Genomic DNA, 20,322 nt, shown 5'->3' with positions numbered 1-20,322 from the left:
TCAGGCCGGGAGCGCGGCGAGGTCGTCAGCGCTGAGGTGCCACCCCGCCGCGGCGACGTTGGCGCGGACCTGGTCCGGGCTGGTGGCGCCGGTGATCACCGAGGTGACGTCCCGCTGCGCGAGCAGCCACGCCACCGCGAGTTCGAGGATCGTGTGACCGCGCTCTTCGGCGAAGGCCGTGAGGCGTTCGACCGCGTCGAAGTTCTCGTCGCTGACGACCCGGTCGGCCAGCGCGCTCAGCTTGTCGAACCGGCTGCCCTCCGGGAAGGCCGCGCCCTTGCGGTACTTCCCGGTCAGCAGGCCGGAGGCCAGCGGGAAGTACGGCACGACCCCGAGGCCGTTGCGCCGCGCGGCCGGCACGACCTCGGCCTCCACCTCGCGGTGGAGCAGGTTCCACTCGATCTGCGTGCCGGTGAACCGCGTCCACGACCGCTCCTGCGAGATCTCCTGCGAGCGCGCGATCTGCTGCGCCGAGACGTTGGACGACGCCACGTGCAGCACCTTCCCGGCCCGCACCAGCTCGTCGAGCGCTTCCAGCGCCTCGTCCTCGGGCGCCTCGGCGTCCGGGTAGTGCTGGTAGTAGACGTCGATGCGATCGGTGCGCAACCGCCGCAGACTTCCTTCGCACGCCTCGCGAATCCGCTCGGCCAGCGCGCCCGGCCGGTAGGTCTCGTCCTTGGGCCGGGGCGTGAATTTCGTCGCGATCACCACGTCATCGCGCCGGGAACCGAGGCATTCGCCGATGATCTCCTCGGACCGGCCGCCGCCGTACATCTCGGCGGTGTCCAGGTGCGTGATCCCGGCCTCCAGCGCGGCCTCGAGCACCGCGCGCGAATCCTCCAGCTCCAGCTTCATCCCGAAGTTGTTGCAGCCCAAGCCGATCACCGACAGCGCCGGTCCGCCGGTGCCCAGCCGTCGCTCATCCATCTCGCCACCTCCGCTCGTCGCAGCTCCCACGCGACGGTATCGCCGCGGTCGCAGGCGAGGCGGGAAGCGCCACGCGCGGATCGCCGAATCGCGCTGTCGAACACCGGGAAATCACGATGCGCAATGGTTTCAATCGCATAACCCGGATCATTCGAACTTTTCCGGACCGCTTTCTGCTATACTACTGATGTACCAGAATTGCGATGCGCCAGAACCGCGTTCTGCCGAAGTCGAGGCGATGATGACTGCGAGCGAGGAGCAACCGGCCCTGTCGATGGCCGAGAAGGCCTACCTGGCCATCCGGGACCGGCTGATCATGCTGGACATCCCGCCGATGACCGCCATCGACGACGCGGCGCTGGCCCGCTCGCTCGACATCGGCCGCACCCCCGTGCGCGAGGCCCTCAAGCGCCTGGAGATCGACCGGCTGGTCGTGTCCTACCCGCGTCGCGGCACGTTCGCCACGGCCGTGGACATCACCGACCTCGCCTACATCTCCGACATCCGGATGAACCTGGAGCCGCTGGCCGCCCGGCGCGCCGCCGAGGTCGCCGGGGAGGCGGAGCTGGAGGAGATCGGCGAGCTCGTCGACCACCTCGACGGCGTGGACCTCCGCTCGATGGAGCGCGACGAGATCATGCGCTGGGACCTGCACGTGCACCGCACGATCTACCGCGTCGCGGGCAACCCGCACCTCGAGGACACGCTGATCCGCTACGACAACCTCGCCACCCGGATCTTCTGCGTGTTCCTCGACCGGATGCAGGACTTCGACAGCCACGTCATGGAGCACTCGGCGTTGCTGCGCGCCATCGCCGCGCAGCAACCCGACAAGGCCGAGCAGCTCGCCAGGGAGCACGTCCTGAACTTCGACAAGGCGATGCGCTCCCTGGTCTGAGCCGCTGCCTACAAGCGCTTGGCCAACTTCCGGCGCCACTGGCCGAACGGGCGGGCCCGGTCCACGGCCAGGACTCCGACGGGTTCTTCGGCGGCGTCGAGGTAGAGGGCGAGGAAGTCGCCGGTTTCCGGGTCGCCCTCCTCGATCTGGACGGTGCAGTCCTCGGTGCGGTGACCGGCGAACTGGATCTTGTGCCCGTACTGGTCGGACCAGAAGTAGGGCACCGCGTGGTGCGCGGGCGCGGAGTGCTCGCGGCCGAGCAGCGCCGCAGCGGCCGCGGCCGGTTGCTGCAGGGCGTTGGTCCAGTGCTCCAGCCGCATCGGGCGCGCGGTGTAGTCGCGGTAGGAGTGGGCGCAGTCGCCCGCCGCGACGACTTCCGGCAGCGCGGTCCGGCCGTCGGCGTCGGTGCGCACGCCGTGCTCCACGTCGAGGCCGGATCCGGACAGCCACTCGGTGTTGGGTTCCGCGCCGATGCCGACCACGACGACGTCGGCGGGCAGTTCGCGCCCGTCGGCCAGCTTCACCGCGGTGATCCGCGCGGTGCCCACGAGCTCGGCGACGCCGGCCAGCGGGTGCACCCGGACGCCGTTGCGGGCGTGCAGCCGCCCGCAGATCTCGCCCATCTCCGCGCCGAGCGCCCGCCGCAGCGGGACCGGCCCGTTGTCGACCACGTCCACCTCGCACCCGAGGCCGACGGCGGTCGAGGCGACCTCGGCCCCGATGAACCCCGCGCCGACGATCACCACGCGCGCCCCGGGCACGAGGTCGGCGCGCAGCGCGAGCGCGTCGTCGAGGCCGCGCAGCACGTGCACCCCGGTCAGGTGACCGCCGGGCAGGGTGCGGGCCCGGGCTCCGGTGGCCAGCACGACGCCGTCGGTGCCGATGCGCGTGCCGTCGGCGAGCACGACCGCGCGGTCGGCGGTGTCCAGCGCCGCGGCGGACCGGCCGAGCAGCCAGTCGACCTCCAGCGCGTCGTCGTCGGAGTCGGTGAGCCGGATGTCGTCCTCGCTCGCGGTCCCGGCGAGGAACTCCTTGGACAGCGGCGGCCGGTCGTAGGGCGCGTGCACCTCGTCGCCGACGGCCGTGATCCGGCCGTCGAAGCCCTGCTCGCGCAGGGCGCGGATCGCCGACAGGCCGGCCAGCGAGGCGCCGACCACGGTGATGTGCCGCATCAGACGACCTCCTCCGCGGGCGCGCTCGGGGCGCCGGCCTCGACGCGGGTGGACTCGTGCACGTAGATGACGCCGTCCTCGACGGTCACCGCGTGGGTGCGGACCGGCTTCTTGGCGGGCGGCCCGCTGGGCATCCCGGTCTTGAGGTCGAAACAGGCCGCGTGCAGCGGGCATTCGACGGCACAGCCCTCCAGCCAGCCGTCGGACAGCGACGCGTCCTGGTGCGAGCAGGTGTCGTCGATGGCGTAGAGCTCGCCGTCGACGTTGAACACCGCGATCGCCACGTCGCCGTGCACGCGAACCGACTCCCCCGGCGGCAGGTCGACCAGCTCACCAACCAAGATCATGACGCCTCCTGTTGCAGATAGCGGAACACCGCGTGCTATGCGCAACAACAGGATGGGGGTCCGCAGGCCGCTCGTCAATGGGGAAATCCAGCAGGAAACACGAGGTTTTCGCAGGTGGAAGCACGCGGGCGCGCGTGATCGCGAGACCGCGGAGGGAAGCGTCGCGGCCCCGGCAGCGGAGCGGTGGGGTGACTGAGGCCTTGATTCGGCGATGCCGAGGGTTTACCTTCTCGCCAACAGATATATCAGTAGTCGATCGCGGTCACAACCGCGACGCCGCCACGAGGACCCGCGGCCCCCAGCGCTGCGTCGCACCCGGGAGAGCCCCATGACCGATCGCCCCAGACGGCCTCGCCGAGGCCTGAGACCGCCTGTCGTGCAAGAGGAGCGCACGGTCCAGCGAGCGGTCGGCGCGGCAGCCGTCGGCAACGTGGCCGAGTGGTACGACTTCGGGATCTACTCCTACCTGGCCGCCGGAGTCCTCGACCAGGTCTTCTTCCCCGACTTCGGCCCGTGGGCCGGGGTCTACACGCTCGGCGCGTTCGCCGCCGCGTTCCTGATGCGCCCGCTGGGCGGGTTCGTGTTCGGACGCCTCGGCGACCGCTACGGGCGCACCAAGGTGCTCTCGGCGACCGTGCTCATGATGGCCGCCGCCACCGTGCTGCTCGGCCTGGTCCCCGGCCACGGCGCCGTCGGGCTGCTGGCGCCGCTGCTGGTGCTGCTCGTGCGGATGCTGCAGGGCTTCTCCGCCGGAGGTGAGTACACCGGGGCGCTGACGCTCATCGCCGAGTACGCGCCGGACCGGCGGCGCGGGTTCTTCGGCAGCTGGCTGGAGTTCAGCACCCTGGCCGGCTACGCCCTCGGCGCGGGCACCTGCGGCGCCGTCATCGCGCTGCTGCCCACCGACGCGCTGCTCGCCTGGGGCTGGCGCATCCCGTTCATGCTCGCCCTGCCGCTGGGGATCGTGGGGCTGTACCTGCGGATCCGGCTGGAGGACACCCCCGCGTTCCGGCAGCTCATGGAGCGCTCCCCCGTGCTGGCCACGATGACCACGCGGCGCGCGGTGCAGATCGTGCGCCGCCACTACCGCACCCCGGCGCTGGTGGCGGCCGGGATCGTGGTGGCCTGGAACGTCACCAACTACGTGCTCACCAACTACGCGCCCACCTACCTGACCAGCACGCTGCAGCGACACGGCGAGCACGCCACCTCCGGTGCCGCGGCCACCGGGATGCAGGTCGCGGTCATGCTGGTGATGCTGTGCGCCATCACCGGCGTGGGCAGGCTCAGCGACCGCATCGGCCGCAAACCCGTGCTCATGACCGGCAGCGTCGGCCTGGTGCTGCTGGGGCTTCCCGCGGTGTGGCTGCTGCGCGAGGGCCCGGTGGCCCAGGTGCTCGGCCTGCTCATCATCGGCCTGTGCCTGCTGTGCTTCGCGGCCGTGTCGCCGTCCACGCTGCCCGCGCTGTTCCCGACGATGATCCGCTACAGCAGCCTCGCGGTCATCTTCAACCTCGCGGTGTCGCTGTTCGCCGGGACCGCGCCGACCATCATCGAGGCCGCGGTGACCGCGACCGGCAACCTGGACTGGCCGGGCTACTACCTCATCGGGGCCGGCGTCATCGGCGTCGCCGCCACGCACTTCCTGCGCGAGCACGCGGGCAAGCCCCTCGACGGGGCCGCCCCACTGACCTCCAGCGCGGAACTGCCGCCTCCCCCGCTGTCCGACGACGGCGTCCCGCTGGAACTCCCCCGCTGAACGCGCGAAGAGGCCCCGCACCGAGGTGCGGGGCCTCTTTCGTGGCCGGGATCAGCCGATGCGCTCGCGCACCCAGTCGTGGAACTCGGCGATGTGGTGCTCGCTGGGCACCAGCACTCCGCCGGAGGCGTAGGAGCGGGAGTCCATCGCCAGCTGGCAGCGCTCGCAGGCGTCGAAGTCCTGCTGGTTGACCCGGTGGAACAACTCCACCGAGCGGTCGATGTCGGCGCCGGAGTCGACCACCTCCGGCAGGTACAGCCAGTCGCAGCGCACCAGCGTCCGGTCGGGCGCGAGCGGGAACATCCGGTGGAACACCACGTGATCGGGCACCAGGTTGATGAACACCTGCGGGCGCACCGTGATCGCGTAGTAGCGGCGGTCCTGCTCCTCGCTCACGCCCGGCAGCTTCGCCAGACCCGCCGAGCCGTCGACCGTGAAGCCCTCGACGTCCTCGCCGAACTCGGCGCCGTGGCCGACGAAGTACTGCGCGGCCAGCCCGTCGGCGAACTCCGGCAGCACCTCGGTGAGCTCCGGGTGGATCGTCGCGCAGTGGTAGCACTCCATGAAGTTCTCGACGATCTGCTTCCAGTTCGCCTTCACGTCGTACTCGATCCGCTTGCCCAGCTTCAGATCCGCGACCTGGTAGCCGACGATCGCGTCCGGGGTGCCGAGCCGGTTGCTCACGTCGGCGATGACGGTGTCGTCGAACGACGGCGGCTCGTCGGCCAGGCACAACCACACGTAGCCGAGCCATTCGCGCACGTGCACCCGGTGCAGGCCGTACTGGGTGCGGTCCACGTCGTCCATCGCGTTGAGGTTCGGCGCGGCGATCAGATCGCCGTCGAAGGAGTAGGTCCAGGCGTGGTACGGGCACTGGAAGGACCGCCGCACCTCGCCGGACTCCTCGGTGCACAGCCGCGCGCCCCGGTGCCGGCACACGTTGAGGTGAGCGCGGATCTCGCCGGAGCGGTTGCGGGTGACCAGCACGCTCTCGCGGCCGATCTGGACGGTCTCGAACTTGCCGGGCTTGTCGAGGTCGGCGCTGAGCACCGCGCAGAACCAGCCGGACTCGAAGATCGTCGCCTGCTCCAGGCGGAAGATCCCCTCGTCGGTGTAGTAGTGGCCGGGCAGCGTCTCGCGCAGGCTCTCCGGGAGGGCGTTGTCGGACAGGTCGGTGGTCGGGAGCTCACCGGTGGTCATGGTTTCTCCTCGGCGCAGGGGATTTCCGGGGCACGGGAAGGGGTTTCAGGGGAAGACGACGGTGCTGGTGCCGTTGAGCAGCACGCGGTGCTCGCAGTACCAGCGCACCGCGCGGGACAGGGCGAGCGCTTCGGCGTCGCGGCCGACGGTCTGCAGGGCCTTCGGGTCGTGGGTGTGGTCGATGCGGATGACCTCCTGCTCGATGATCGGCCCCTCGTCCAGGTCGGGGGTGACGTAGTGGGCGGTGGCGCCGACGAGCTTGACGCCCCGCTCGTAGGCCTGGTGGTAGGGCTTGGCGCCCTTGAACCCGGGCAGGAACGAGTGGTGGATGTTGATCGCCCGGCCGTGCAGCGCCTTGCAGGTCTGGTCGGAGAGCACCTGCATGTAGCGGGCGAGCACGACCAGGTCGGCGGCGTGGTCGTCGACCAGCCGCAGCAGCTGCGCCTCGGCCTCCGGCTTGGTCTCCGGCGTGACCGGCACGTGGTGGAACGGCAGGCCCGCGGCCTCGGCCATCGGGCGCAGGTCCTCGTGGTTGGAGACCACGGCGACGATCTCGGCGCCCAGCGCGCCCGCCCGCCAGCGGTAGATCAGGTCGTTGAGGCAGTGGCCGAGCTTGGACACCATCACCAGCACGCGGGCGGGGCGATCCGGGTGGAAGGCGTAGTCCATCTCGAAATCGGTGGCCACCGAGGCGAATTCGCGCGACAGGTGGTCGGTGTCCTCGCCGGTGGCCTGCACGCGCAGGAACAGCCGGCCGCGCACCGGGTCGTCGAACTGGCGGTACTCGCCGATGTCGCACCCGTGGGCGAACAGGAACGAGCTGACGGCCTGGACGATGCCGGTGCGGTTGGGGCAGCTCAGGGTGAGGGTGAACGTCACGGGATTCTCCTCAGCATTCCACGATGTTGAGCGCGAGTCCGCCGCGCGCGGTCTCCTTGTACTTGTCCTTCATGTCGGCGCCGGTCTCGCGCATCGTCTTGATGGCCTTGTCCAGCGACACGTGATGCTCGCCGTCGCCGCGCAGCGCCATCCGGGCCGCGGTGATGGCCTTGATCGCGGCGACCGCGTTGCGCTCGATGCACGGGATCTGCACCAGCCCGCCGACGGGGTCGCAGGTCAGGCCGAGGTTGTGCTCGATGCCGATCTCGGCGGCGTTCTCCACCTGCTCGGGGGTGCCGCCGAGGAGTTCGGCGAGCCCGGCGGCGGCCATCGAGCAGGCCGAGCCGACCTCGCCCTGGCAGCCGACCTCGGCACCGGAGATCGAGGCGTTCTCCTTGAACAGCACGCCGACCGCGCCCGCGGTGAGCAGGAAGCGCACCGCGTGGTCGTCGTCGAAGCCGGGCAGGAACCGGTGGGCGTAGTGCAGGACGGCGGGCACGATGCCGGCCGCGCCGTTGGTCGGGGCGGTGACGACCCGGCCGCCCGCGGCGTTCTCCTCGTTGACCGCCAGCGCGTAGAGGGTCGCCCACTCCATCGGGTCGGCGTGCTCGTCGAGGCTCGCGGCCAGGTCCCGGGCCCGGCGGCGGACCTTGAGCCCGCCGGGCAGCACTCCTCCGGTGCGCGTGCCCCGGTCGACGCACTCGCGCATCACCTGCCAGAGGTGCAGCAGGTGCGCGCGGGTCTCGGCCTCGGGCCGCCAGGAGGCCTCGTTGGCCAGCACGACGTCGCTGATGCGGCCGAGGCTCGCGGCCTGGGTGAGCAGTTCGGCGCCGGTGCGGAACGGGTGGGCGACGGGGGTGGCGTCCTCGACGAGGACCGGGTTGCCGGTGTCGTCCTCGTCGAGCACGAAACCGCCGCCGACGGAGTAGTACTCGCGGCGCACCACCCGGGCGCCGTCGTCGTCGAGGGCTTCGAAGGCCATGCCGTTGCTGTGGAAGTCGAGCCGCTTGCGGCGGTGCAGCACGACGTCGCGGTCGAGGTCGAAGGCGATCTTGTGCTCGCCGCCGAGGCTGATCCGGTGCTCCTCCCGCACCGCGGCGACCTGCGGTTCGACCGCGACGGGGTCGACCAGGTGCGGTTGCTCGCCGGTCAGCCCGAGCACCACGGCCTTGACGCTGCCGTGCCCGTGCCCGGTGGCGCCGAGCGAGCCGAACAGCTCGCAGCGCACCCGCGCGACCCGGGCCATCGCGCCGGTGGCGCGCAGGTGCTCGACGAACAGGTGCGCCGCCCGCATCGGCCCGACGGTGTGCGAGCTCGACGGCCCGATGCCGACCTTGAACAAGTCGAAGACGGACAGAGTCATGGGTGCTCCCGGGGGTAGGTGGGGGCAGGAGACAGTTTTTCCTCGAATTACCCGGACAAAACGGATATCGATCATGGGTGATTCGAGGAAAAACTGCCCCGCTCCCGGAACTCAGCGGCGGATGCGGTGCATCTCGGGGTCCACCAGGGGCTCGGCCGCGACGGTCGCGGCGATCATGCGGTCGAAGTACTTGATCTCGACCCGGGTCCCCGGCATCGCCGAGGACGGCAGCCACGCGTAGGCGATCGGCGTGCCGAGGGTGTGCGCGAACGCCGCCGAGGTGACGTAGCCGGCGGGCTCGCCGTCGACGAAAACCGGTTCGGCGCCGAGCACGACGCTGCGCCCGTCGTCGACGGTCAGGCAGCTCAGCCGCCGCTCGACCGCGTCCGGGTCGATCCCGGCCAGCGCGTCGCGGCCGACGAAGTCGCCCTTGTTCATCCGCACCGCGAACCCGACCCCGGCCTCGTACGGGTTGTGCTCGGTGGTCATGTCCGCACCCCAGGCGCGGTAGCCCTTCTCCAGCCGCAGGCTGTTGAACGCCGCCCGCCCGGCCGCCACGACCCCGAGGTCGCGCCCGGCCTCGAACAGCACGTCCCACAGCCGCTGCCCGTACTCGGCGCTGGTGTAGAGCTCCCAGCCCAGCTCACCGACGTAGGACACCCGCATGGCGGTCACCGGGATGCCGGCGATGCGGATCTGCTTGCAGCGGAAGAACTTCAGCCCCTCGTGCGAGAGGTCGTCGCCGCTCAGCGGCTGCACCAGGTCACGGGCCAGCGGTCCCCACACGCCGATGCAGCAGGTGCCCCCGGTGATGTCGCGGATCGTCACGCCGCCGTCGTCGGGCAGGTTGCGCCGCAGGTACTCGTGGTCGATGTTGCCGTTGGCGCCGATCTGGAACCGCTGCTCGCCCAGCCGCGCGACGGTGAGGTCGCTGCGCACGCCGCCGGCCTCGTCGAGCATCAGCGTGTAGGTCACCGACCCGACCGACTTGTCCACCTTGTTGGTGGTCATCCGGTCGAGGAACGCCAGCGCTCCGGGCCCGCTGACCTCCAGCCGCTTCAACGAGGTCATGTCGTAGAGCGCGACGGCGGTGCGGGTCTTCCAGGCCTCCACCGCGGCGACCGGGCTGTGGAACATCGCCGACCAGGCGTCCCGCGACGGCGGCTGCCACTCCATCGGCAGGTCCTTGACCAGCGGCGCGTTGGCCTCGAACCAGTGCGGGCGCTCCCACCCGTGAGCCTCCAGGAACACCGCGCCGAGCTCCTTCTGCCGGGCGTGGAAGGGGCTGACCCGCAGGTCGCGCGGCGAGAACTTGGGCTGCAGCGGGTGCTTGACGTCGTAGATCTCGACGAAGTTGCGCGAGGAGGTCTCCTCGACGTAGTCGGGCGTCGTCTCGATCTCGTCGAAGCGGTGCACGTCGCAGCCGTGCAGCTCGATCTCGCTGCGGCCGTCGACGAGCAGCTGCGCCACCGACCGCGCGACGCCGGCCGAGTGCGTCACCCACACGGCCTCGGCGACCCAGAACCCCTGCACGTCCGGGGATTCCCCGACCAGCGGTCCCCCGTCGGGGGTGAAGGAGAAGACGCCGTTGAACCCGGTCTCGATCTCGGCGGTCTCCAGCGCGGGCAGCAGGCGCTTACTGTGCTCCCAGGACGGCGCGAAGTCCTCCTCGGTGAACGCCAGCATCGACGGCATCGCCCGCTCGGAGGTCTCGCCGTCCTGCGGCAGGTCGCTCAGCCGCACCGGGATCGGGCGGTGGGCGTAGGTGCCGATGCCGAGCCGGTCGACGTGCTCGCGGTAGTAGAGGTCGCGGTCCTGGTGGCGCAGGATCGGCAGGTTGGCCTCGGTGCGCTCGTCGTTGCGCCCGGCGAGTTCGGGCAGCGGCGCGGTCTTGGCGTACTGGTGGGCCATCGGCAGCAGCGGCACGGTCATGCCGACCATCTCGCCGATCGCCTGCCCCCAGAACCCGGCGCAGGACACGACGATGTCGGCGGGGATCTCGCCGTGGTCGGTCTCGACGCCGGTGACCCGGCCGCCGCTGTGGTTGATGCCGGTGACGGTCACCGCGCCGCGGAACCGCGCCCCGCGCGAGACGGCCCGCCGGGCCAGCGCGACCACGGCCCGCGCGGCCTTGGCGAGGCCGTCGGTGGGCGTGTGGAAGCCGCCGAGGACCTGGTCGGCGTCGAGCAGCGGGTGCAGCTTGGCGCACTCGTCGGGCCCGATGACCTCGCCGGGCACGCCCCAGGAGGTGGCCCAGCCCTGCTTGCGGTGCAGGTCGGCGAGGCGCTCGGGGGTGGTGGCGATCTCCAGGCCGCCGACCTGGTTGAAGCAGCGGTCGCCGTCGTCGTCGAGCTCCAGGAACTTCTCGACGGTGTAGGTGGCGAACCGGGTCATCGTCTGCGACGGACCGGTCTGGTAGACGAGCCCGGGCGCGTGCGAGGTCGAACCACCGGTGAGCGGCAGCGGTCCCTGGTCGAGGACGGTCACCTGGTTCCACCCGCGGCTGGTGAGCTCGTCGGCCAGGTTCGCACCCACGATCCCGGCTCCGATGATGACGACGCGAGGACTCGTGCTCATGCTGATCTCCTAACGGAGCGGCGGAGTCTGAAGCTGGGGGTCCCGCCTCCGGCGAGGCGGAAAGACGTTGCGGGAGAGGGAGTTCCGCCGGACGGCGGAACCGAGACGAGGGGATCAGCGACCTCTGATGGAGGACTGATATATCAACTGCGCATCAAGGTAAGCGCCCACACCCCCGCGGTCAACACGTGACCCGAAAATTCCCCCACCACCGCGACCGAACACCCCCACCCCCGTCAAAAACCGCAACATCCATCGCGCGAAAACCGGGGTTTTCGACGCGTGAAAACCGGGGTTTTCGACCGGATGGGGCACGAGGGGTTGACCGGGCGGCGTTCGCTGTTACCTTGGTGTCCATCTGATATGTCAGTTGGCTTTCAGCGCCTCTCCCCCTTGTTGAGCACTCGCTCCCGCATCTCGAACGGAGGGCTCTCATGCCTCGAACACCCGGTGCCGATCTGCCCGAGCACCCGGACTGGCTCTGGGGTTCGGCCGATCCGAAACCGTCCTACGACGTGGTGATCGTCGGCGGCGGGGGCCACGGCCTGGCCACCGCCTACTACCTGGCGGTCAACCACGGCATCACCAACATGGCGGTGCTGGAGAGCGGGTGGCTGGCGGGCGGGAACATGGCCCGCAACACCACGATCATCCGCTCCAACTACCTCTGGGACGAGAGCGCCGGGCTCTACGAGCACGCGCTGAAGCTGTGGGAGGGCCTGGAGGAGGAGCTGGACTACCCGCTGCTGTTCTCCCAGCGCGGCGTGCTCAACCTCGCCCACTCGCTGCAGGAGGTCCGCGACAGCGTCCGCCGCGTCGGCGCCAACCGGCTCAACGGCATCGACGCCGAGTGGCTCGACCCGCAGCAGGTGGCCGAGATCTGCCCGATCCTCAACACCTCCCCCGACCTGCGCTACCCCGTGCTTGGCGCCACCTGGCAGCCGCGGGCCGGCATCGCCAAGCACGACCACGTCGCCTGGGGATTCGCCCGCGCGCTGGACCGGATGGGCGTCGACCTGGTGCAGAACTGCCAGGTCACCGGCTTCGACCGGATCGGCGACCGGATCGTCGGGGTGAGGACCACGCGCGGCGACATCGCCACCGGCAAGGTCGCGCTCGCCGCCGCCGGGCACACCTCGGTGCTGGCCGACGAGCTCGGGCTGCGGCTGCCGCTGCAGAGCCACCCGCTGCAGGCCCTGGTGTCCGAACTGCTCGAACCCGTGCACCCGACGGTGGTCATGTCCAACGCCGTGCACGTCTACGTCTCCCAGGCGCACAAGGGAGAACTCGTCCTCGGCGCCGGCATCGACGCCTACAACTCCTACGGCCAGCGCGGCTCGTTCCACACCATCGAGCGCGAGCTGACCGCCGCCGTGGAGCTGTTCCCGATGTTCGCCCGCGCGCACGTGCTGCGCACCTGGGCCGGTGTCGTGGACGTGACCCCGGACGCCTCGGCGATCATGGGCCTCACCCCGTTCGACGGCCTCTACATCAACTGCGGTTGGGGCACAGGCGGTTTCAAGGCCACGCCGGGCGTCGGCTGGTGCTACGCCCACACCATCGCCCACGACGAACCCCACCCCCTCAACGCCCCCTTCGGCCTCGAGCGCTTCACCACCGGCGCCCTGGTCGACGAGCACGGCGCCGCCGGCGTGGCGCACTGAAGGAGACCGCCATGATGTTGATCCCCTGCCCGTGGTGCGGGCCGCGCAACGAGACCGAGTTCCACTACGGCGGTCAGGCCGAGGTGTCCTACCCCGCCGAGCCGCACGCGACGTCCGACGCGGACTGGGCGGAGTTCCTGTTCTTCCGCGCCAACCCCAAGGGCGTGTTCGCCGAGCGCTGGAACCACCAGGCGGGCTGCCGCCGCTGGTTCGACATCCGCCGGGACACCCGGACCAACGAGATCCTCCACGACGACAGGGCGGTGACGAGGTGAGCGACGAGTTCAGGCTCCCCGAAGGCGGCCGGATCGACCGGGACAGCGTGCTGCGCTTCCGCTACGACGGGCGCGACTACACCGGCTACCAGGGCGACACGCTGGCCTCGGCGCTGCTGGCCAACGGCGTCCACCAGGTCACCACCAGCATCAAGCACGGGCGCCCGCGCGGGATCATGGCCGCGGGCCCGGAGGAACCCAACGCGCTGGTGCAGATCGACGAGCCGTTCCCCGAGCCGATGCTGACCGCCACGACCGTCGAGCTGCGCGACGGCCTGGCCGCCACCGGGCTGCCCGGGCAGGGGCGGCTGGCGACCGAACCCGACCCGGCCCGCTACGACGCGACGAACGCGCACTGCGACGTGCTGATCGTCGGCGCCGGACCGGCCGGGCTGGCCGCCGCGCTCAGCGCCGCCCGCAGCGGCGCGCGGGTGATCGTCGCCGACGCAGGCACCGAGTTCGGCGGCAGCCTGCTGGGCTCCGGCGAGGAGCTGTCCGGCCGCCCGGCGGCGCACTGGATCTCCCGCGTCGTGGCCGAGCTGACCGAAGCACCGGAGGTCACGGTCCTCCCGCGCACCACCGTGTTCGGCCACTACGACCACAACTACCTGGTGGCCGTCGAGCACAAGGGCGAGGACTCGCCGATCCGGCAGCGCACCTGGCACATCCGGGCCCGCGAGGTCGTGCTGGCCACCGGTTCCCACGAGCGGCCGCTGGTGTTCCCCGGCAACGACCGGCCCGGCATCATGCTCGCCGGGTCCGCCCGCACCTACCTGCACCGCTACGGCGTGCTGCCGGGCCGCCGCGCGGTCGCCTTCACCACCAACGACAGCGCCTACGCCGCGGCGATCGACCTGCACGACGCCGGTGTCGAGATCGCCGCGATCGTCGACGTCCGGCCGATCGTGTCGACGGCGTGGGCCGCGCGCTGCGTCGAGCGCGGCATCCCCATCCACCACCGCTGCGGGCTGATCGGCACCTCCGGCGACGAGCGCGTCACCGGGGCGACGCTGCAGCGCCTCGACGACGGCACCACCCGCGAGCTCGACTGCGACGTGCTGCTGGTCTCCGGCGGCTGGAACCCCGCCGTGCACCTGCACAGCCAGTCGCGCGGAACCCTGCGCTACAGCGAGGAGATCGGCGCGTTCGTGCCCGACCGCAGCGCCGAGCGGGTGCGCTCGATCGGCGCCGCCGCAGGCGTTCTCGGCACCTACGACTGCCTGCGCACCGGGTCGGAGGCCGGCAGCGACGCGGCGCGCGACGCCGGGTTCGACGCCGACTTCGCCGAGGTGCCCACCGCCGTCGCTCGCCCGACCGTCCCGCCGCAGCCCACCTGGCTGTTGACCGGGGTGGACGAGGCCGAGCAGTTCGTGGACCTCGCCCGCGACGCCACCGTCACCGACGTCCGCAAGGCCGTCGGGGCCGGGATGGACTCGGTGGAGCACATCAAGCGGTTCACCACCATCGGCACCGCCCACGACCAGGGCAAGACCTCCGGCATCCTGTCCTCGGGCGTCATCGCCCACTTGCTGGGCGTGGACCTCTCCGAGGTCGGGGCCACCACGTTCCGCCCGCCCTACACGCCGGTCGCGTTCGCGGCGCTGGCCGGACGCGACCGCGGCGACCTCTACGACCCGATCCGGGTCACCGCCATGCACGACTGGCACGTCCAGCAGGGCTCGCCGTTCGAGAACGTCGGCCAGTGGAAGCGGCCCTGGTACTACCCGCAGCCCGGCGAGGACATGGAGGCCGCGGTGCTGCGCGAGTGCGAGGCCGTGCGCACCGGGGTCGGCATCCAGGACGTGTCCACGCTCGGCAAGATCGACGTGCAGGGACCGGACGCCGCCGAGTTCCTGGATCTCGTCTACACCAACAAGATGAGCACCCTGAAGGTCGGCCGCATCCGCTACGGGCTGATGTGCACCGCCGACGGGATGGTGTTCGACGACGGCACGGTGATGCGCACCGGCGAGCACCGCTACCTCATCTCCACCACCTCCGGTGGCGCGGCCGGCGTGCTGGAGTGGCTGGAGGACTGGCTGCAGACCGAGTGGCCGCACCTGCGGGTGCACCTGACCTCGGTCACCGAGCAGTGGGCCACGATCGCGCTGGCCGGGCCGCGCTCCCGCGAGGTCCTGGCGCAGGTGACCTCCGGCATCGCGCTGGACAACGAGTCGCTGCCGTTCATGGCGTGGGAGGACGGCATCGTCGCGGGCAGGCGCGCTCGGGTGTGCCGGATCAGCTTCTCCGGCGAGCTCGCCTTCGAGATCAACGTGCCCCGCTGGTACGGCCGCGAGGTGTGGGAAGCCCTGCACGACGCCGGAACCCCTTACGGCATCACGCCTTACGGCACCGAGACGATGCACGTGCTGCGCGCCGAGAAGGGCTTCCCGATCGTCGGGCAGGACACCGACGGCACCGTCACCCCGCACGACCTCGGGATGAGCTGGGCGGTGTCGAAGAAGAAGGACGACTTCCTCGGGATGCGCTCGTTCAGCCGCGCCGACACCGCCCGCTCCGACCGCAAGCACCTGGTGGGCCTGCTGCCGCCGGCCGACGAGGCCGTCGTGCCGGAGGGCTCGCAGCTGGTGGAGACCGAGCTGCTGCCGGAACCGCCGGTGCCGATGCTCGGCCACGTCACCTCCAGCTACCGCAGCGCCGCGCTCGGTCGCCCCTTCGCCCTGGCCCTGGTCAAGAGCGGGCGCGACCGCATCGGGCAGACGATCTACAGCCACGTCGGGGACCGCCTGGTGCCCGTGGAGATCACCGAACCGGTCTTCTACGACAAGGAAGGAGCCCGCCGCGATGGCTGAGCCCTACGGCGAATCCCCGCTGGCCGCCCGCGCCGAGGCGCTGGCCGACGCCTCCGTCCCCGCAACCCTGACCCTGTCGGAAGTGGCCTTCACCACTCAGGTCACGCTCCGCGTCGACCCGAAAAGCCCCGCCGCGGAACGCATCGGCACCGCGCTGGGCGTGATGCTGCCCAACCAGGCCGGGCAGGTGGCCCGCACCGAGCGGCTGCTGGTGGCCTGGCTCGGGCCCGACGAGTGGCTGCTGGTGGCACCCGAGGGCGAGACCGAGCAGCTCGAGAGCACGCTCACCGACGCGCTCGGCGACGAGCACGGCGCCGTGGTCGACGTCTCAGCGCACCGCACGATCCTGCAGGTCAGCGGGCCGAAAGCGCCCGAGCTGCTGGCGAAGGGCTGCGCGCTGGACCTGCACCGGCGGGCGTTCGGGCCGGACTCCTGCGCCCAAACGCTGCTGGCGCGGACCGGCGTGCTGCTGGTCGGCCGCGACGCCGAACCGCCGTCCTACTGGGTGTTCGTGCGCGCCTCCTTCGCCCGCTACCTCGCCGACTGGCTCTGCGACGCCGCGGCCGAGTACCGGGAGCCTTGAGGTGACGGCCCCGGTCGGACGGTGCGAGTCCGCGCTTAGGATGGCCGCGAAGCGGTCTTCGACGAGCCGGACCGCGGTGCAGCTGCGTTCGGTGGTGACCTTTCGATGAGCATCCGCATCGACCACGCCGTCGTCGAGGGCAAGTTCTCCCTCGACGGCGAGGTCCACGAGGTGGAGAACAACCTGTGGGTCGTCGGTGACGCCCACCAGTGCCTGGTGATCGACGCACCGCACGACGTCGAGGCGATCCGCGAGCTGGTCGCCGGCCGCGAGGTGGTGGCGGTGCTGCTCACCCACGCCCACGACGATCACGTGCGCGTCGCCCCGGACCTGGCCGACGCCGTGGCCGCGCCGGTCCACCTGCACCCGGCCGACCGGCCGGTGTGGGAGCTCACGCACCCGGCCCGGCAGCCCGACGCGCGACTGGTGGACCGCCAGACGTTCCACATCGGACGGTTGAGCGTGCAGGTCATGCACACGCCCGGCCACACGCCGGGGTCGGTGTGCCTGTACAGCCCGGACCTGGCGACCGTGTTCACCGGCGACACCCTGTTCGCCGGTGGGCCGGGCGCCACCGGGCGCTCGTTCTCCGACCGGGACGCGATCATCGACTCGATCCGGGACCGGCTGCTGCCGCTGCCACCGCGCACCCGGGTCCACCCCGGTCACGGCCCGAGCACCACGATCGCCGAGGTCGTGGCGCAGTTCGACGAGTGGGTGGCGCGGTGAGCGCGGCGCTGGCGGCCGCGCTGCGCAACGCCTCCTACGAGGTGCTGCCGTTCCGCAGCACCGAGGAGAAGGTGCTCGCGCACGTGCCCTGCGACGTGCCGCTGACCATCACCACCACCGAGGCCCGGGGTCTGGAACCGACGCTGGACCTGGCGGTGCGGCTGAGCAAGAACGGCTACACCGCCGCCCCGCACCTGGCGGCCCGCCTGGTGCGCGACCGCGCGGAGCTCGACGAGATCGCCGCGCGGCTGCTGGAATCGGGCGTGCGGCGGCTGTTCGTGATCGGCGGGGACGCCGCCGAGCCCGCCGGGGAGTTCCCCGACGCCGAGAGCCTGCTGCTCGCCCTCGCCGAGGCCGGGCACGACTTCGCGCACCTCGGCATCGCCGGCTACCCGGAGGGCCACGGCACGATCCCGGACGCGGTGATCTCGGAAGCGTTGCGGCGCAAGGCCGATCACGCCCACGAGATCGTCACGCAGCTCTGCTTCACCCCGGCCACCACCGTCGACTGGGCCGGCCGCCTGCACGCCGACGGCATCACCACGCCGGTGCGGGTGGGCATCCCGGGCTGCGTGAACCGGCAGAAGCTGATCCGCGTCTCCGCGGGCCTGGGACTCGGCCAGTCCGCGCGGTTCCTGGCCAAGCAGTCGGCGATGTTCTGGCGGTTCTTCCTGCCCAGCGGATACCGCCCGGACAAGCTCGTCGGCGCCCTGTCCGACCAGATCCTCGACCCCACCAACGCCATCAGCGGGTTCCACGTCTTCACCTTCAACGACGTCGAAGGAACCGAGCGCTGGCGCCAGAAGCAGCTCGCGAAGCTCTAGTGCTCCTGCTCGTTGCGGCGCTGTTCCTCGCGGTAGCCGTAAGCGGCTTGCCGGACGGCCCGGTCGGATTCGAGGCTTGAGCCCAGGGCGCCCGCGATCACGCCCATCGTGGTGAAACCCCACGCCAGGGCGAGGTAGCGGGTGAAGTCGGCGGGGTGTCCGAGGCTGCTGGCCAGCAGGTTCGGCGGGACGATGAACAGCGCCACGGCGAGGTTGATCGCGAACAGCCCGACGTACATCACGCCGACCCCGATGGTCAGCGTCGCGACCGTGGAGGTGTTGTACAGCAGCACCTGCTCGCGATCACCGCCGCGGCGCGGCTTCTCCCACAACCCGTGCGCGCTGATCAGCCAGAACACCAGCAGCACCACCGACACCACCGCGGCGATGACCTGCCGCACCACGCCCAGCTGGTCGCCGATCTGCCAGATGGTGCTCGACGACAACCCGAAGGCGCTGGTGGCCACGGCCGCCGCCAGCGCGCTGCGCAGCCCGAACACCAGCTGCGCGGGCTGGTTGGAGCGCACCATGCCGCTGAGCAGCCGGATTCGGCCGCGCCTGCGGGTGGTGCTGTAGCGGACGTCGGCCTCGTGGTCCTCATCGAGCTCCCGGCGCAGCACGGGCGCCAGCAGCCGGGCCGGGCCGCTGTCCAGGCCGTAGCGGTTGTCGCCGCCGCCCCGGCGGCCGGTGAGCTCGTCGACGATCTGCAGCACGACCTGCCGCGCCCGCCGGTACACGCCCGTGCCGCCCAGCGCGGGCAGCGACACCACCGCCACCCCGCGGTCCACATCGGCCTCGGCGACCACCGGTTTGCCGTCGGCGCGCACCGGCAGGTCGGTCAGGCACACCGCGTGGTCCCAGCTGTGCTCGTCCATCCGCTCGCGGGTGGAGGCCAGGATGTCGCGGGTGCTGCGCCTGCCGGCGGTCACCGGGTCGACGTCGACCTCCACGGCCCAGGAGTGCTGCTCGTCGCCGAGCAGTTCGGGAAGATCGTCGGCCAGGCGCCGGGTGACCTGCTCGGGCATGTCCGGGTCGGCGATCAGCCCGAGCCGCCGGTCCGGGGTGCCCTCCTCGGGTTCACCGCGCTCGGCGAGCCGCTCCCCCTCGTCCTGGTCCTGGTCCCCCTGTCCGGAGTCGACCGCCTCGGCGTCCTCCTGCTCGGCGTCCTCCTCCGGGGCGTCGTCCTGGTCGCTCATGCTCCTCCTCTCCGTGATCGTCCCCTCCAGGATGGCTCATCGGGCCGACGACTCCTCGCGGGCCGCGTAGTTGAAGCGGCCCGTGAGCTCGAGCAGCCGCAGCAGGCGGTCGACGGCGCGGGAGGAGACCAGCACCAGCTCGGTGCGCCGCCCCTCGGCGAGACGACGCGCCTCGACCAGTGCGGCCGCGCCCTCGGAGTTGATGAAGGTGACGTGGGAGAGGTCGAGCACCAGCACGGTCACCGCGGCTTCCAGCTGCTCGTTGAGCGGGCCGGTGAGCAGGTTCCGCGCGGCCAGGTCCAGCTCGCCCTCGACCTGCACGACCACGACGCCCTCACCGGGCTGGAACACGCGCACCCGTAACGCCCCGGGCGCCGGCCCCGGCGCGCGCCGGGAACCGCCCCGCTGAGGCGGCACCGGGCCCGGACTGTCGGCGTTGGACACCACTACCCCCTCGTGCCGTTGCGCGGGCGCGTGCGTTCGCGCCCCGGAGGAACAGGAGTTCGTCCCGCGCGCACCCGGGAGCCGGGCACCGGTGGGGAGACCGGCGCGTCCGGTGCGCCTCGCGCGCGTTCCCGCAGCGGAACGACAGCGGTCGTGAGCTCAACCGACGGTTCACGCGAGAGTACCTACCCTCGCGAAAGGTCGCACCGCGCACCGAGTCGCCCGCCGGGCCTCAGCCCGCGCCGCGCAGCACGCAGAGCGTCTTGTCCGGGGCCGTGAAGTCGGCCGCGACCTCCCAGTCGGTTTTCCCGCCCGCGGGCACGTCGACCCGGGCCGCGCCGGTGCCGATGACCGTGGCGGTGTCGGTCGTGAAGAACACCGTGACCGCGTAGGTGCTCGCCCGCTGCCCGGGGTTGCGCGCGGTGCCCGCGGCCCGCCAGCCCGTCTCGGTCTTCTCGCACCGCGCGAGCTGGACGTTCCTGCGGACTTCGGGGTTGTTGGGCACGTCCACCGGCACGTCGGTGGCCACGGACACGCCCTTCGGCAGGCCGGGCGTGCCCTGCTTCTCCACGGCCTTGGGTTCCGGTGCGGGGTCCTCCGTCCCGCAACCGCCCAGCGCGAGGGCGGCGACTCCGGCCGCCAGGGCGAGCGCGCAACTCCGGCGCATCACGT

18 protein-coding genes are annotated in these 20,322 nt (G+C 71.5%); 8 read left to right on the top strand and 10 right to left on the bottom strand.

Annotated features, from left to right (window positions below):
- A complete protein-coding gene (locus BM424_RS19965) occupies window positions 1-927 on the bottom strand; it encodes an aldo/keto reductase (RefSeq protein WP_093420328.1) in 927 nt (308 codons plus the stop codon).
- 241 nt (window positions 928-1,168) lie between these two features.
- Here BM424_RS19965 and BM424_RS19960 point away from each other — a divergent pair, with 241 nt between their 5' ends.
- Window positions 1,169-1,825 (top strand): GntR family transcriptional regulator, encoded by a 657-nt coding sequence (locus BM424_RS19960; RefSeq protein WP_425442040.1) that lies wholly within the window; start codon window positions 1,169-1,171, stop codon window positions 1,823-1,825.
- Window positions 1,826-1,833: 8 nt separating this feature from the next.
- Here BM424_RS19960 and BM424_RS19955 read toward each other — a convergent pair whose 3' ends face one another.
- Together BM424_RS19955 and BM424_RS19950 are read right to left on the bottom strand one after the other, a co-directional pair.
- Window positions 1,834-2,997, bottom strand: coding sequence for an NAD(P)/FAD-dependent oxidoreductase (locus tag BM424_RS19955; RefSeq protein ID WP_093420323.1), 1,164 nt, complete (start codon window positions 2,995-2,997; stop codon window positions 1,834-1,836).
- A complete protein-coding gene (locus tag BM424_RS19950; protein ID WP_093420321.1) occupies window positions 2,997-3,344 on the bottom strand; it encodes a bifunctional 3-phenylpropionate/cinnamic acid dioxygenase ferredoxin subunit in 348 nt (115 codons plus the stop codon). Before BM424_RS19950 ends, BM424_RS19955 begins: the two co-directional genes overlap by 1 nt.
- A 328-nt stretch (window positions 3,345-3,672) precedes the next feature.
- On the opposite strand from BM424_RS19950, the gene BM424_RS19945 reads away from it, so the two are divergent.
- A complete protein-coding gene (locus tag BM424_RS19945; RefSeq protein WP_093420318.1) occupies window positions 3,673-5,103 on the top strand; it encodes an MFS transporter in 1,431 nt (476 codons plus the stop codon).
- 51 nt (window positions 5,104-5,154) lie between these two features.
- On the opposite strand, the gene BM424_RS19940 is transcribed toward BM424_RS19945, so the two are convergent.
- From BM424_RS19940 to BM424_RS19925, 4 genes are all read right to left on the bottom strand, one after another.
- Entirely contained in the window at window positions 5,155-6,303 is a 1,149-nt protein-coding gene (locus BM424_RS19940) for an aromatic ring-hydroxylating oxygenase subunit alpha (RefSeq protein ID WP_093420316.1), read from the bottom strand.
- A 45-nt stretch (window positions 6,304-6,348) separates the two neighbouring features.
- On the bottom strand, window positions 6,349-7,182 hold the full coding sequence (purU, locus tag BM424_RS19935; RefSeq protein ID WP_093420313.1) for a formyltetrahydrofolate deformylase: 834 nt from the start codon (window positions 7,180-7,182) through the stop codon (window positions 6,349-6,351).
- Between the two features lie 10 nt (window positions 7,183-7,192).
- Window positions 7,193-8,545, bottom strand: a complete 1,353-nt coding sequence (locus tag BM424_RS19930; protein ID WP_093420310.1) for an L-serine ammonia-lyase — start codon at window positions 8,543-8,545, stop codon at window positions 7,193-7,195.
- Window positions 8,546-8,656: 111 nt separating this feature from the next.
- A complete protein-coding gene (locus tag BM424_RS19925; protein ID WP_093420307.1) occupies window positions 8,657-11,122 on the bottom strand; it encodes a GcvT family protein in 2,466 nt (821 codons plus the stop codon).
- Window positions 11,123-11,556: 434 nt separating this feature from the next.
- Here BM424_RS19925 and BM424_RS19920 point away from each other — a divergent pair, with 434 nt between their 5' ends.
- From BM424_RS19920 to BM424_RS19895, 6 genes are all read left to right on the top strand, one after another.
- A complete protein-coding gene (locus BM424_RS19920) occupies window positions 11,557-12,786 on the top strand; it encodes a sarcosine oxidase subunit beta family protein (RefSeq protein WP_093420304.1) in 1,230 nt (409 codons plus the stop codon).
- An 11-nt stretch (window positions 12,787-12,797) separates the two neighbouring features.
- Window positions 12,798-13,061 carry a sarcosine oxidase subunit delta gene (locus tag BM424_RS19915; protein ID WP_093420302.1) on the top strand — a complete coding sequence of 88 codons (264 nt, stop codon included), beginning with the start codon at window positions 12,798-12,800 and terminating at the stop codon, window positions 13,059-13,061.
- Window positions 13,058-15,874: a sarcosine oxidase subunit alpha family protein gene (locus tag BM424_RS19910; RefSeq protein ID WP_093420299.1), complete on the top strand. Its 2,817-nt coding sequence runs from the start codon at window positions 13,058-13,060 to the stop codon at window positions 15,872-15,874. Before BM424_RS19915 ends, BM424_RS19910 begins: the two co-directional genes overlap by 4 nt.
- Complete coding sequence (locus BM424_RS19905) at window positions 15,867-16,457, top strand: sarcosine oxidase subunit gamma (RefSeq protein ID WP_093420297.1); 591 nt, start codon at window positions 15,867-15,869, stop codon at window positions 16,455-16,457. The genes BM424_RS19910 and BM424_RS19905 overlap by 8 nt, the downstream gene beginning before the upstream one ends.
- A 105-nt stretch (window positions 16,458-16,562) precedes the next feature.
- The gene (locus BM424_RS19900) at window positions 16,563-17,186 is read left to right on the top strand and encodes an MBL fold metallo-hydrolase (RefSeq protein ID WP_093420294.1); all 624 of its coding nucleotides are present in this window, start codon (window positions 16,563-16,565) and stop codon (window positions 17,184-17,186) included.
- Window positions 17,183-18,010, top strand: coding sequence for a methylenetetrahydrofolate reductase (locus tag BM424_RS19895; protein WP_245775995.1), 828 nt, complete (start codon window positions 17,183-17,185; stop codon window positions 18,008-18,010). Before BM424_RS19900 ends, BM424_RS19895 begins: the two co-directional genes overlap by 4 nt.
- Here BM424_RS19895 and BM424_RS19890 read toward each other — a convergent pair.
- The 3 genes from BM424_RS19890 to BM424_RS19880 form a co-directional block, all read right to left on the bottom strand.
- Window positions 18,007-19,206 carry a hypothetical protein gene (locus BM424_RS19890; RefSeq protein ID WP_245775994.1) on the bottom strand — a complete coding sequence of 400 codons (1,200 nt, stop codon included), beginning with the start codon at window positions 19,204-19,206 and terminating at the stop codon, window positions 18,007-18,009. The two genes, BM424_RS19895 and BM424_RS19890, sit on opposite strands and share 4 nt — an antisense overlap.
- Before the next feature lie 36 nt (window positions 19,207-19,242).
- Entirely contained in the window at window positions 19,243-19,563 is a 321-nt protein-coding gene (locus BM424_RS19885) for an STAS domain-containing protein (protein WP_175548180.1), read from the bottom strand.
- A 319-nt stretch (window positions 19,564-19,882) separates the two neighbouring features.
- Complete coding sequence (locus tag BM424_RS19880; RefSeq protein ID WP_093420289.1) at window positions 19,883-20,317, bottom strand: hypothetical protein; 435 nt, start codon at window positions 20,315-20,317, stop codon at window positions 19,883-19,885.
- Window positions 20,318-20,322: the final 5 nt, after the last annotated feature.

The organism is Saccharopolyspora flava (genome assembly GCF_900116135.1).
GTDB classification, from domain to species: domain Bacteria; phylum Actinomycetota; class Actinomycetes; order Mycobacteriales; family Pseudonocardiaceae; genus Saccharopolyspora; species Saccharopolyspora flava.
Note: the sequence above shows the minus strand (reverse complement) of the source record. Positions and strands in the feature narration are given on the sequence as shown.